The following is a 12,691-nucleotide window of genomic DNA, read 5'->3' as shown; positions in this document are numbered from 1 at the left end:
ATGATCTCGCGGTAGCGAAACCCCGAAAGCCGTCCCACGCCCTACTCGGCGGCAATAACCAGGGGATAGTCCAGCGAATCGCCGGCAGCCGGCAAAGCGATGGCATCGGGATCGCCGCCGCGCGCTTCGATCAGCTTGCGCGCGACGTCGCGAGCGATCTCGAGCGTCTCCGTGATGGTTCGGCCTTGGGCGACCAGTCCGGGCACGTCGTCGCTGGTGGCAAGACAGACGCCTTCGGGCAGCGTCTCGATGTGGAGGCCGGCGATGCGTTCCATCACCCGATTATCGCTCCGCGGGCGACCCAACTCAATCTCAGGAGAAGGCCTTGAAGGTGATGAGGGTGAAGGTGTCCTTCACGCCGGCCAGGGTCTGGATCCTGCTGGTCACGAAGTGGCCGATGTCGGTCTTCTCGTCGAGATAGCACTTCATCAGGAGATCGTACTGGCCCGAGGTCGAGTAGACCTCGGAGACGTTCTCGACGCCCACCGCCTCGTCGGCGACCTCGTAAGCCTTGCCGAGATCGCACTTCACCATGACGAAGATCGTCTGCATGCCCTAGCGGCCACCTCGGGCGAGGAAGGCCGGCACGTGATCGCCGAGACCGACCGGCGCGCGCTCGTCGCGGCCGCCGCCGTGACGCTCATGCGAGCGCCCCTGGTGCGATTCCGGCCGCCGCTCGCGCTGCGGCCGCTCGGCGCGTTCCTTACGCGGCTCGGCATGACGGCGCTCGGCACGCTGCTCGCGCGGCTCATGATGCTCACGCGGTTCCCGAGGCTGCCGGGGCTCGCGATGTTCCTTCGGTTCGCGATGCTCGCGCGCCTCGCGGGGCTCTCTCGGCTCCCGGTGTTCGCGCGGCTCGCGATGCTCGCGCTTCTCGCCGCGCGGCTTGTCGCCGGTGGGGCGGGCGCTGCGGCCGCCACGACCGCGGCCACGACGGCGGCGTCCATCGCCTTCCTCGAAGGCGACCGCGTCCATGCCCGGCACCTCGACCCGCGGGATGGCGGCGCCGATCAGCTTCTCGATCGCCTCGACCAAGCCGCCTTCGGCCGGCGACGCCAGGGTGAAGGAGTGACCGGTCCTGCCGGCGCGGCCGGTGCGGCCGATGCGATGGACGTAGTCCTCCGGCGAATAGGGCACGTCGAAGTTGAAGACGTGGCTCATGTCGACGATGTCGAGGCCGCGCGCGGCGACGTCGGAGGCGACCAGGATCTGGATCTCGCCCTGCTTGAACTTCTCGAGCGTCTCCATGCGCGCCGGCTGGCTCATGTCGCCGTGCAGCGCGCCGGCGTTGAAGCCGTGCTTCTTGAGCGAGGTCTGCAGGATCGCCACGTCGCGCTTGCGGTTGCAGAACACCAGGGCGTTCTTGATGTCCTGCTCCTTGATCAGCCGGCGCAGCGCCTCGCGCTTGTCCTCCTCGGGCACGACCGTTAGGCCCTGCACGATGTTGGTGCCGGCCGAGGCCGGCGGCGACACGGTGACTTCCTTCGGATTCTGCAGGAAGCGGTCGGCCAGCCGCTTGATCTCGGGCGGCATGGTGGCGGAGAAGAACAGCGTCTGCCGCAGCTTCGGCAGGTAGCCGACGATGCGCTCGACGTCGGGGATGAAGCCCATGTCGAGCATGCGGTCGGCTTCGTCGATCACCAGCACCTTGACGTCGTTCAGCAGCACCTTGCCGCGCTCGAAATGGTCGAGCAGCCGGCCCGGCGTGGCGATCAGCACGTCGACGCCCTTCTCGAGCGCGCGCTCCTGGTCGTCGAAGCTCACGCCGCCGATCAGCAGCGCCATGTTGAGCTTGTTGTACTTGCCGTAGATGTCGAAATTCTCGGCCACCTGGGCGGCGAGCTCGCGCGTCGGCTCGAGGATCAGCGAGCGCGGCATGCGCATCTTGCCCCGGCTGCCGGCGAGAATGTCGATCATCGGCAGCACGAAGGAGGCGGTCTTGCCGGTGCCCGTCTGGGCGCATCCGAGGACGTCTCGGCCCATCAGCACGATGGGGATGGCTTTTTCCTGGATCGGGGTGGGCTGCGTGTAGCCCTTCTCGGCGACTGCCTGTAGAACCGGGGCGCTCAGCCCCAAACTCTCAAAACTCATTGAATTTCCGTTACTTAGCCCACATCCGATGGGCCGTCGGGGGCGGTCTCCCAAGGCTCAAGTGGACGAGCCGGACCGCTGACGAGCTTCGATATGAGGCTTGGGCCCGTCCAAGTCAATGCAGCCGCCATGCGCAGCAGGGGCGCGGTTTACCGCACCTTGGTCGCGGATTACCGCGCCCTTGTCGCGGATTACCGCACCCTTGTCGCGCTCACCGCGTCTTCAGCTCGATCTCGATGAAGACGAATTCGAAGCTGTTGGGGTTGATCACGTCGTGCTCGACGCCCGTCTGGCGGGCGTAGGAAACGCCGGACCGCAACGGCGCCGGCACCGTCGCCTTGCCGTCGAAGATATGCAGTTCGCCTGTCGTGATCGGCACCACGACATAGTCGTGCATGTGCTTGTGCCAGCCGGTATGGCCGCCCGGCGGGAAGCGCCATTCGGTGACGATGACACGGTCGTTTTCCACCTGGACGGTGGGTTTTGCCAAGGGGCGGTCCTTGTCGGTCTTAGCGTCGCTCATGGCGAAAAAGCTAATGGCAGGCCGGCCATTTGTCAGGTGACAGGAACGCACGCCCTCCATACCGTGCATATGCACGCATTTCCGGAGAGTTCCCTGTCCCATCCCCTGCTGACCGCCCCGATCGGCCGCAGCCTGTGGCGTCTGGCGGCGCCAACCACGGCGGTGATGATCGTCCAGACCTTCGTGGCGATCGCCGAGACCTATTTCTTCGGCCGCCTCGGCACCGACGCGCTGGCGGGCTTCGCGCTGGTCTTCCCGTTCATGATGCTGATGCAGATGATGGCGGCCGGCGGCATGGGCGGCGGCGTCGCCGCGGCGATGGCGCGGGCGCTGGGCGGCAAGCGGCTGGAGGATGCACGCGCCCTGGTGCTGCATGCGCTGGTGCTGGGCGTGATCTTCGCCGGCCTGTTCACCCTGATGGCCTGGACGATCTTCCCGACCTTCTTCCGGCTGCTGGGCGGCAGCGGCCCGGCGCTGGCCAACGCCGAGACCTACAGCCACGTCTTGTTCACCGGCGGCGTCGCGGTGTGGGCCAACTTCTTCTTCGCCGCCCTGCTGCGCGGCGGCGGCGATGCCGCGACGCCCGGCCGCTACATGCTGTTCTCCTCGATCCTGCAGGTGCCGCTGTCGGGCATGCTGGCGCTCGGCCTGTTCGACTGGCAGGGCCTCGGCGTCGCCGGTCCCGCGGTCTCGCAGGTCGCCACGATGGCCATCGCGGCGTTGTTGCAGGCCCGCGCGGTGTGGCGCGGCAAGCTCGGCTTCCAGCCGGCGCTGACCGGTATCCCGCTGCAGCGCCGGCTGTTCTGGGAGATCCTCCGGGTCGGGCTGATCGCCTCCTTCTCGGCGCTGACGGCCAACCTGACCGCGATGCTGGTCACCGGTCTCGTCGGCCGCTTCGGCATCACGGCGCTGGCGGGCTACGGCATCGGCGTGCGGCTCGAGTTCATGCTGGTGCCGCTCGCCTTCGGCATCGGCTCGGGCCTGACGACGCTGGTCGGCGTGGCGGTCGGCGCCAACGACTGGCCGCGCGCGGTGCGGGCGACCTGGACCGGCGGGCTGATCGCCTTCTTCCTGATCGGCACCTTCGGCTGGGTCGTCGCCGCGGTGCCGGAAGGCTGGGCACGGCTCTTTACCAGCGATCCGCAGGTCGTGGCGGCGACCGTCGGCTACATCACCCATGTCGCGCCCTTCTACTGCCTGTTCGCCATGGGCATGACGATCAACTTCGCCTGCCAGGGTGCGGGCCGCATGACCGCGCCGCTGGTCGCCGGCGTCTCGCGCCTGGTCCTCGCCACCAGCGGCGGCTGGTTCGCCTCGGAGCGGCTCGGCCTGGGACTCGACGGCGTCTTCATCGCGATCGCGGTCGCGATGTTCGTTTACGGTTTGATGATTGTCGGCCCGCTGCTGGTGAAACCCTGGGGCCGCAAACGTGTTAGGCTTGTGTCCGCACCCGGAGCAAGCGATGGCCCGTCCCCTTTCCCGACCGTCGACGATCGCCACCTGGAACCGCAACCCCGCTGACGAAGAAGCGATGGGCGCCGCCCATGCGCCGATCTGGCGGCGCATGGTCGATGTCTCGGTGCCACACGATCTCAGCGCCTCGACCATCCTCGACTATGGCTGCAACCAGGGCGGCTTCCTGCGGCTGCTCTACGACAACCATCCCTTCAAGGCGGCGGTCGGCATCGACATCGCCCGCGAATCGGTGGCCCGCGCCGAGCTGCTGAAGGGCCATCGCCCGATCCAGTACAAGGTCGCGGACCAGGCGGCCGGGCTCGGCCAGACCTTCGACTTCGCCTTCAGCCACGAGGTGGTCTACCTGCTGCCCGACCCGGCCGAGCATGCCCGCGACATCAAGGCGGCGCTGCGCCAGGGCGGCACCTATATCGCCGCCATGGGCTGCCACACCGATTCGAGCCTGTGGCCGCGCTGGCGCCAGCTGATCTCCGAGACCTCGTCGATCCCGATCTATGACCATTCGCTGGAGGATGTCTCGCGGGCCTTCGCCGATGCGGGCTTCAGCGTCGCGGTGCGGCCGCTGTCGCTCGATGCCTTCATGCAGGTCGCCATCGGCAGCGCCTATTTCCCCAAGGTCACCGACCAGTTGCGCTACTACACGACCGACAAGGTGCTGTTCAGGTTCGTCAAGACCCGCACCTGACATGACGGTGCTGAGCGGTCCGTCGCTGACGCTCCGGCCGCCGCGCGACAGCGACGGCGAGGGCCGCTTCGCCCTGGGCAACGATCCCGAAATCATGCGCATGTTCGGCGCCGATCCGAAGACCGTGCCGCCGCTCACCCTGGAGGTGGCGCGCGACTGGATCGCCCGGCTGGCCGCGCATCCGAACGCCTGGGTCGTCGAGCACGAGGGCCGCTTCCTGGGCGAGGTCCGCCTCGACGGCGTCGATCGCGTGGCGCGTCGTGCGCGGCTGGCGATCGGCTTCTACGACGCCGGCAAGCTCGGACGCGGATTGGGCCGCGAGGCCGTTCGGCTGGCGCTGGAGCATGCCTTCGGACCGCTCGGCCTGGAGCGCCTCACCTTGCGCGTGCTGGCCTACAACGAACGCGCGATCCGCTGCTATGCCGCGTGCGGCTTCAGGGAAGTGCACCGCGAGCCCGCAGCCGTGCTGCTCGACGGAAGCTGGCACGACGACGTCATCATGGAGGCCTACTCGGCCGCCTTCGGCTCGTCGTAGACCGGATAACCGTGCGCGTCGGTCTTGCGGCCGATGTAGTTCGTGACACGCTCGGCGTTGGCATGGATGCCGAGCAGCCGCATCGGCTTGTCGCCGACCACCTTGAAGGTGTGCGGCGTCTCGGGCGGCACGGCGACGCAATCGCCGGCTTTCAGGCGATGCGGCTCCTCGCCCTGCAGCCAGACGTCGGCCTCGCCCTCGATGATGAACAGCAGCTCCGTATAGGGATGCCAGTGCATCGTCGCCTGATAGCCGGGGTTGGCGGTCTGGATGCCCGTGCGCACCGGCGTGTCCCCGTCGGCGACCAGCGGGTGATAGAAAGAGAGCGGCCCGAACTCGACTCGCGAGGCGTCCGCCAATTTGGCGATCTTGAGCGGATGGGAGGCAGCGGTCATGGAACTCCCCGTGGAAGCAGCCGCTAGGAGTCTGCTAGCCCCGCCCCCGAACCGCAAGAGCCGTTCCGGCTCCGCGCACCCGAATGTCAGCGCGCGCCCAGCCTGCGCAACGAGCGGTCGATCCAGAGGGCGCCGATCTTTTCCTGAACGCTGTTCTGGCGCAGGCGCTGACGCAGGCAGGAGAAATCGACGCGGTCGAGCTCCTGGTCCTGGTTGAAGCAGGAGAAGACCACCGTTTCCTTGCCGGTCTGCGGGTCCTTGTGGAGCTGCAGGCACTGGGCGCAGATCTCCTTCATCATGCATTGCATGGGGGAGTTGATCGAGCCGAGGCCGCGATGCTCGGGCTTGAGGTAGGGCTTGAGCACCGAATGGCGTGCGAGCCGCACCGCGTTCATCATGCCGTCCGAGCCGATCGCGATCAGCCGGTCGGCTGAATTGAACGGGATCGGCTGCTCGCCCAGGTCGCCCGCGGCATACATCTGCATCGCCTCGACGATGTTGGCGACCAGCGCCTTGTCCTGCGGCCGTGTCGGTTCGAAGCCCGGATCCTCGTCGCAGCACCAGATGACGATGTCGGCTGCCGCCTCGATCTCCTCGACCTTGTAGCGGTCGATCACCCGCTTGTAGCCCGCGAAGTAAAGCACCTTGCTGCCGGCGCGGCGGAACGCCTGGCCGATCGAGAACAGCACCGCGTTGCCGAGGCCGCCGCCCGCCAGCACGACGGTCTCGCCCGGCTCGATCTCGGTCGGCGTCCCGGTCGGGCCCATGACGATCACCGGCTCGCCCGGCTCGAGCAGCGCGCAGAGATCGGACGAGCCGCCCATCTCCAGCGTGATCAGCGACAGCAGGCCCTTGTCCTTGTCGACCCAGGCGCCGGTCAGCGCCAGGCCCTCCATGGTGAGCAGGGTGCCGTCGATCTTCTTGGACCGCGCCTCATAGTTCTGAAGGCGATAGAACTGGCCGGGCTCGAAGTTGCGCGCCGCCGCCGGCGCCTCGACCACGATCTCGACGATGGTCGGCGTCAGGCGATCGACCCGCACGACCCTGGCGCGCCAGGACTTGTTGGCCTCATCGAGGATCTGCTGCGGCGAATGGTTGGACGCCGCCAGCGTCTCCATGCTGCGGGTCAGCACCGGGTAGCCCTGCTTGGCGCCGCCCATCGCCTTCACGACGTTGCCGGCGAACGACGGATGCAGGTCGCCGAAGAACGACATGAAGCGGCCGTCGGGATGGCGATACATCAGGACGCGCACTTCGTCGGGCTTGCAGACCCGCTCGGGCGTCGCCGGCGCGCCGTTCTCGTCGAGGGCGCGGAAGTACTTGCCGTCGATGAAGGCGTGGCTCGCATCCTCGCGCGCCAGCACGGTGTTGGGCTGCGTGCCAGCCGCGACAAGGATAGTCCGCGCGGGCAATACAGCCTCGACCTTCTCGCCGCCCTGCTGGCCGGTGACCTTGAGCGCCTTGGCGGCGCCGTAGGCATCGACCTCGACGGCGACGGGCGACAGGCCTTCGGCGAAGCGGATATCCTCCTCCAGCGCCTTGTGCACTTCCTCGTGGTTCAGGGTGTACGAGGGCGAATCGATCAGCCGGCGGCGATAGGCGATGGTGACGCCGCCCCAGCCGTTGATGAGCTTCTCGATCGCAGGCTCGCGGCCTTCTAGCGCCGCCGCGGCGCGCTCCTCTCGGATCGCCCTGGCGTGGGTGATGTATTCCTCGGCGATCTCGCGCTCCTCGTCGCTCCAGACCGGCTTCTTCTCGAGCGCCTCGTAGCGCGCCAGGAACTTCTCGACCTGCAGCGGGTAATAGGCGAGCGACTCGGTGGCGGTGTCGATCGCGGTCAGGCCGCCGCCGACCACCACGACAGGCAGGCGGATCTGCAGGTTGGCGATCGAATCCTTCTTGCCCGCGCCGGTGAGCTGCAGCGCCATCAGGAAGTCCGACGCCGCGCGCACGCCGCGCGCCAGGCCGTTGGGCATGTCGAGCACTGTCGGCTTGCCCGCGCCGGCGCACAGCGCCACGTGGTCGAAGCCCATGGCGAAGGCGTCCTCGACCGTGACCGTGCCGCCGAAGCGCACGCCGCCGAACATCGAGAACTGCGCCCGCCGTTCGAGCAGCAGGCGCACCAGTTTCAGGTAATTCTTGTCCCAGCGCACGGTGATGCCGTACTCGGCGACGCCGCCGAAGCCCGCCATCGCCCGCTCGCTCAGATCCTCGCGCAAGGTCGCGATGTCCTTCACCGCCGCGAACGGCAGGCGCGCGCCGTCGGCCTCGACGCCCGACTGAAGCGGCGGCAGCGGCTCGATCTTGAGGCCGTCGATGCCGACCACGGCGTGGCCGTCGTTCATCAGGTGGTGCGCGAGATTGAAACCCGCCGGGCCGAGGCCGACCACCAGCACCGTACGGCCGGTGGTGGGGCGCGGGATCGGGCGGCTCAGATTGAGCGGGTTCCAGCGCGTCAGAAGCGAGTAGATCTCGAAGCCCCACGGCAGGGCGAGCACGTCCTTCAGCGTGCGGGTCTCGATCTGCGGGATGTCGACCGGCTCCTGCTTCTGGTAGATGCAGGCCTTCATGCAGTCGTTGCAGATGCGATGCCCGGTCGCCGCCACCAGCGGATTGTCGACCGCGGCCATCGCCAGCGCGCCGATGGAGAAGCCCTCGCTCTTGAGGAGATTCATCTCCGAGATCTTTTCCTCGAGCGGGCAGCCGGCGAGGGTCACACCGAACGGCGACTTCTGGAACTGGCCGGTCTTGCGGTCCTTGAGACCCTTGGAGCAGCTGTCCTTGCCCTGATTGTGGCACCAGATGCAGTAGAAGGTGTGGTCGAGCGAGCGCACGAGATCGAAGCCCGGATCGGTCAGGCCGAAGCCGTCGCGATGGCGCAGCAACGGCCGCGGCAGCATCATGCGGGTGACGCCGTCGACCACCTCGGTCTCGATCGGCACCAGATGCTCGAAGTCGAGCCGATGCGGCACCTTGAACAGCGGGCCGTCGCGATGACGCTTCTTGCCCTCGGGAGTGTGCAGCGCCCAGGCGGCGTAGCGCGTCAGCGCCTCGAGCTCGGGCGTCGGCGTCTCGACCTTGAACTCCGCGCCGATCAGCGCGCGCACCTTGAGGGCGAAGGCGAGCTCCCAGGCCTCGAGATCGTCCTCGATCCGTACGGGGAGCTCGACGACGGGATCGTCGATCGAGGCCGCCGCATCCGGCTTGATGGCGCGGGTGACATAGCGCTGCACGAACAGCCGCTTGCAGTCGTAGAGCGGCGCCAGCGTGACGTGCCGGGCGCGCAGCGACGCGGCCTCGTTCGTGACGCCGAACAGCGCACCGATGAAATCCTCGAGCGGGCGCGCCAGCTCGATCAGCAGGTTGGACTCGTCCTTGGTCGCAAGACCGTCCGGCGCGGTACGCGCAGCCATCAGGCGCGCGTGTCCCTCGACATTGGCTTCTTTCAGCCACGCCACGAACGCCGCATCGAGGCGCGCGAGGCCCTCGCGGTCATAAAGGTCGTGGAAGCTCAGCCCGTAGCCGAGCGCCGGCGCGTTCATTGTCGGATATCCGGATGGCGGAAGGGGTGATTCGTTCGTGTGCGAACCGATTAGCGAAGGCCGCGGGCGGGCGCAAGGCGACCGGTCTTCGCGACATTAAGGATGCTGACGGGGGCTTGGGCTTCGCGCATGGTCCGGCGCGCATGCAACCCGCCTCCTCCGCGATTCGCAACTGGCTGATCGTCGTAGCCACCATGATTTTTTTCATGATCGTGCTCGGCGCTTTCACGCGGCTGACCGAGTCGGGCCTGTCGATGGTCGAATGGAAGCCGATCACCGGCTGGCTGCCGCCGATCGGCGCCGAGGCGTGGCAGGCGGAATTGCAGAAGTATCTTTCCTCGCCGCAGGGCCGCTTGGTGAATCGTGGTTTCACCGTCCCCGAATTCCAGCAGATCTTTTGGCTCGAATACCTGCACCGCCTGTGGGGCCGGCTGATCGGGCTCGCGGTCGCCCTGCCGCTGCTCTGGTTCTGGCTGCGCGGCCAGCTCACGCGGCCGCTGCAGGCGCGACTTTTCGCCCTGCTCGTCCTGGGCGGCCTGCAGGGTGCCCTGGGCTGGGCGATGGTGGCTTCCGGCCTGGTCGACCGGCCGTCGGTCAGCCACTACCGGCTGGCCGCCCATCTCCTCTTCGCCGTCGCGCTCTATGCCTACACGGTCTGGCTGGTGCTCGGGCTCGGCCAGGGTCCGCGCCACGACGACGGCAAGACCCGGCGCGAATCGACCGGCCTGATCGCCTTCCTGCTCATCGTCATGACCTTCGGCGCGCTGATGGCGGGCCTGCGCGCCGGCAACTCGCACAACACCTTCCCGACCATGTCGGGCTACTGGATCCCGCCCGGTCTGTTCGATCTCGATCCGTGGTGGATCAACCCGTTCGAGAACGGCACCACCGTGCAGTTCATCCACCGCTGGATCGCCACCCTGCTGGCGCTGGGCGTGATCGCGATGGCGTTCCGCGTGCGCCGGCCCGAGACCTGGGTCGCGGGCGGTGTGGCGCTGCTGCAGTTCGCGCTCGGCGCCGCGACCATCGTGAGCGGCGTGGTCGTCCCGATCGCCGCCGCGCACCAGGCGGGCGCGATCCTGCTGCTCACGACCCTGCTGGTGGTACGTCATCGCACGGGAACGTGAGTTGTCCACACCGGCATCGGTTATTCTTCAGGGATGAGGCGCAAGCCCCCCAGGCGCTTCCTTCGTCCGGTCCTGCTGGTCGCCGCCGCTTTCGGCGTCGCGCCGGCGCCTGCCCATAGCGCGCCACCGGTCTCCATCGCCGCATCCGACACGCCGAAGGATGCATCGGCCTGGCCGGCCATGCCGATCGAGGAGCTACGCCACCGCGCCAACGGCAATGAGGTCGCGGCGATGGAAGAGCTCGGCCGCCGCCTGCTGGCGGCGGACGGCGTGCCGCGCGACGTGCACACGGGCACGACCTGGTTCCAGCTCGCAGCCAATGCCGGCTCACCGATGGCGGCGTTCACCCTGGGCGTGCTGTACGAGCGCGGGATCTCGGTCGATCGCGATTCGGCCAAGGCGGTCGACTGGTACCGCAAGGCCGCCGCCGGCAACGTGGCGGCCGCCAAGCACAACCTCGCCCTGATGCTGCGCGACGGCAGGGGCTTGCCGCAGGACGGGCCCAAGGCGATCGAGCTGCTGCGCGAGGCGGCTCGCCAGGGCATGACCGCGTCGATGTTCACCCTGGGCGACATGTACGAGCGCGGCGGCGCGGTGCTCAAGGATCCGGCCGCGGCGCTGGCCTGGTTCTCGATCGCCAACCAGTTCGAGCTGCAGGCCAACAAGGGCGGCGAGACGCCGCTCGCCAAGAGCGCGCGGACGCGCGGCGAGGCGCTGGAGCAGGCGATCAGTGGCGCCGACCGCGAGCGCGCCGACAAGATCGGCAAGGAGGAGTTCCGCCAGATCGTGGTGGCGCTGACGCCGCCCCGGCCGCCGCCGCGATCCACGCTGCCGCCGATGCCCGCCCCGCCACCGGCCCCGGCGACCAATGCTGCTGCCGCGGCGCCATCGCCGGCTCCGGCGCCGAGCGCGGCCGCCGAGGAGCCACTGCCTGAGCCGGCCTGGCCGAAAACCGCGGTCGACCAGGTCAAGGCGGTACAGCAGGCGCTGATCGACCTGCAGCGGCTGCGCGGCAAGGCGGACGGTGCGGCAGGACCGGCGACGAAGACGGCGATCCGCGAGTTCGAGAAGAGCGCCGGCCTGCCGGAGACCGGCCAGGTCTCGCGCGAAGTCTACCTCGCGCTCGTCAAGGCGAAGGCGCAGCACGACGTGCCATCATCGACGCCGGTACCGGCATCGACGCCCGCACCCGGCCCTGATTCCGACGCGTCGGCCTGGCCGGCCAAGGGCGCGGACCAGATCCGCGCCATCCAGCAGCTGCTGGTCGAGCTCAAGCTGCTGAAGGCCGAGCCGACCGGCACGGTCGGGCCGCTGACCAGGCGCGCGATCCGCGACTATCAGCGCAAGTCCGGCCTCAAGGAGACCGGCGAGCCAAGCCAGGCGCTGTTCGAATCCCTCAAGGCCACGCGCGCCAAAGCCGGCGGCTGAGGGCTGGGGGCGCGTCCTCGCCAGTGGCGCGCCTCCAGCTCAGCCGGTCAGCGTTCCCGCGTGGTGCCACCACGGTGCGGGCACACGCGCCGCGGCGCGTCGGGCTTCGTCGGTCGTTGCGTAGAGCGCGAAGCAGGTGGCGCCGCTGCCGCTCATCGCGACATGCACCGCACGGTCGGTCCGGCGCAGGAAGGCCAGCACCTCGCCGACGACCGGCCGCAGCGACACCGCCGCGTCGGTGAGATCGTTGCCGCGCTCGGCCAGCGCCGCTGCAAAACCCGCGAGGTCGGTCCACGGCCGCGCGAGCGGCCGCTCGGGCGAGAAGTCGCCGCGCCGCGCGGCGAAGACTTCCGGCGTCGCCAGCGCCACGCCGGGATTGACCAGCAGGATGGCGCAGGCCGGCAAGGCCGGCGCCGGCGCCAGCCGCTCGCCGACGCCGGAGGCGAGCGCGGCGCGGGTGGCCAGGCACATCGGCACGTCGGCGCCGAGTCGCGCCGCCAGGTCGAACAGCTCCTCGATCGGCAGGGCGACGCGCCAGAGATCGACCAGCACCCGCAATGTCGCCGCGGCGTCGGCCGAGCCGCCGCCGAGGCCGGCGGCCACCGGGATGCGCTTGGTGAGATGCAATGCGGCGCGCGGCGACACGCCAGTGCGGTCGGCCAGCAGGCGCGCAGCCTTGAGCACCAGGTTGTCGGCTTCACCCGCGAGCGCGTCGGCCAAGGGGCCGTCGACCGCCAGCGTCAGCCGGTCGGCCGGCTGTGCCGCGATCTCGTCGGTCAAATCGGTGAAGGCGATCAGCGAGTCGAGCAGGTGATAGCCGTCGGCGCGGCGGCCGACGACGTTCAGCCAGAGGTTGACCTTGGCCGGCGCGCGCAGGGCGCCCGTCACG

General features: G+C 68.8%; 12 protein-coding genes. 5 read left to right on the top strand and 7 right to left on the bottom strand.

What is annotated here, in order from left to right; all coding sequences use genetic code 11:
• Positions 1 to 41: 41 nt before the first annotated feature.
• The 4 genes from J0J01_RS30535 to J0J01_RS30520 all read right to left on the bottom strand — a co-directional run bounded on the left by J0J01_RS30535 (position 42) and on the right by J0J01_RS30520 (position 2,614).
• Positions 42 to 275 carry a hypothetical protein gene (locus tag J0J01_RS30535; RefSeq protein WP_296387410.1) on the bottom strand — a complete coding sequence of 78 codons (234 nt, stop codon included), beginning with the start codon at positions 273 to 275 and terminating at the stop codon, positions 42 to 44.
• Positions 276 to 312: 37 nt separating this feature from the next.
• Entirely contained in the window at positions 313 to 552 is a 240-nt protein-coding gene (locus tag J0J01_RS30530) for an Lrp/AsnC ligand binding domain-containing protein (protein WP_296387409.1), read from the bottom strand.
• Positions 553 to 555: 3 nt separating this feature from the next.
• On the bottom strand, positions 556 to 2,091 hold the full coding sequence (locus J0J01_RS30525) for a DEAD/DEAH box helicase (RefSeq protein ID WP_296387408.1): 1,536 nt from the start codon (positions 2,089 to 2,091) through the stop codon (positions 556 to 558).
• Between the two features lie 211 nt (positions 2,092 to 2,302).
• Positions 2,303 to 2,614 carry a cupin domain-containing protein gene (locus J0J01_RS30520; RefSeq protein WP_296387407.1) on the bottom strand — a complete coding sequence of 104 codons (312 nt, stop codon included), beginning with the start codon at positions 2,612 to 2,614 and terminating at the stop codon, positions 2,303 to 2,305.
• Between the two features lie 69 nt (positions 2,615 to 2,683).
• On the opposite strand from J0J01_RS30520, the gene J0J01_RS30515 reads away from it, so the two are divergent.
• From J0J01_RS30515 to J0J01_RS30505, 3 genes are read left to right on the top strand one after another with little or no spacing between them, the layout of a single operon-like run.
• Positions 2,684 to 4,135 (top strand): MATE family efflux transporter, encoded by a 1,452-nt coding sequence (locus J0J01_RS30515; protein ID WP_296387406.1) that lies wholly within the window; start codon positions 2,684 to 2,686, stop codon positions 4,133 to 4,135.
• Complete coding sequence (locus J0J01_RS30510; protein WP_296387405.1) at positions 4,077 to 4,775, top strand: class I SAM-dependent methyltransferase; 699 nt, start codon at positions 4,077 to 4,079, stop codon at positions 4,773 to 4,775. The genes J0J01_RS30515 and J0J01_RS30510 overlap by 59 nt, the downstream gene beginning before the upstream one ends.
• A gap of 1 nt (position 4,776) precedes the next feature.
• Positions 4,777 to 5,310, top strand: coding sequence for a GNAT family protein (locus tag J0J01_RS30505; protein WP_296387404.1), 534 nt, complete (start codon positions 4,777 to 4,779; stop codon positions 5,308 to 5,310).
• Here J0J01_RS30505 and J0J01_RS30500 read toward each other — a convergent pair.
• Both J0J01_RS30500 and J0J01_RS30495 read right to left on the bottom strand, forming a co-directional pair.
• A complete protein-coding gene (locus tag J0J01_RS30500; protein WP_296387403.1) occupies positions 5,283 to 5,705 on the bottom strand; it encodes a cupin domain-containing protein in 423 nt (140 codons plus the stop codon). The two genes, J0J01_RS30505 and J0J01_RS30500, sit on opposite strands and share 28 nt — an antisense overlap.
• Positions 5,706 to 5,791: 86 nt before the next feature.
• Positions 5,792 to 9,247, bottom strand: a complete 3,456-nt coding sequence (locus J0J01_RS30495) for an FAD-dependent oxidoreductase (protein WP_296387402.1) — start codon at positions 9,245 to 9,247, stop codon at positions 5,792 to 5,794.
• A gap of 14 nt (positions 9,248 to 9,261) precedes the next feature.
• Between J0J01_RS30495 and J0J01_RS30490 the strand changes: the two genes are divergently transcribed.
• Positions 9,262 to 10,374 carry a COX15/CtaA family protein gene (locus tag J0J01_RS30490; RefSeq protein ID WP_365738855.1) on the top strand — a complete coding sequence of 371 codons (1,113 nt, stop codon included), beginning with the start codon at positions 9,262 to 9,264 and terminating at the stop codon, positions 10,372 to 10,374.
• Positions 10,375 to 10,407: 33 nt separating this feature from the next.
• Positions 10,408 to 11,802 (top strand): peptidoglycan-binding protein, encoded by a 1,395-nt coding sequence (locus tag J0J01_RS30485; protein ID WP_296387400.1) that lies wholly within the window; start codon positions 10,408 to 10,410, stop codon positions 11,800 to 11,802.
• Between the two features lie 39 nt (positions 11,803 to 11,841).
• On the opposite strand, the gene J0J01_RS30480 is transcribed toward J0J01_RS30485, so the two are convergent.
• Entirely contained in the window at positions 11,842 to 12,690 is an 849-nt protein-coding gene (locus J0J01_RS30480; protein WP_296387399.1) for a 4-(cytidine 5'-diphospho)-2-C-methyl-D-erythritol kinase, read from the bottom strand.
• Between the last annotated feature and the right edge of the window lies 1 nt (position 12,691).

The sequence above is a fragment of the Reyranella sp. genome (assembly GCF_017305915.1).
Lineage (GTDB): Bacteria > Pseudomonadota > Alphaproteobacteria > Reyranellales > Reyranellaceae > Reyranella.
The sequence above is the reverse complement of the archived record's forward strand: the minus strand, read 5'-3'. Positions and strand labels throughout refer to the sequence as shown.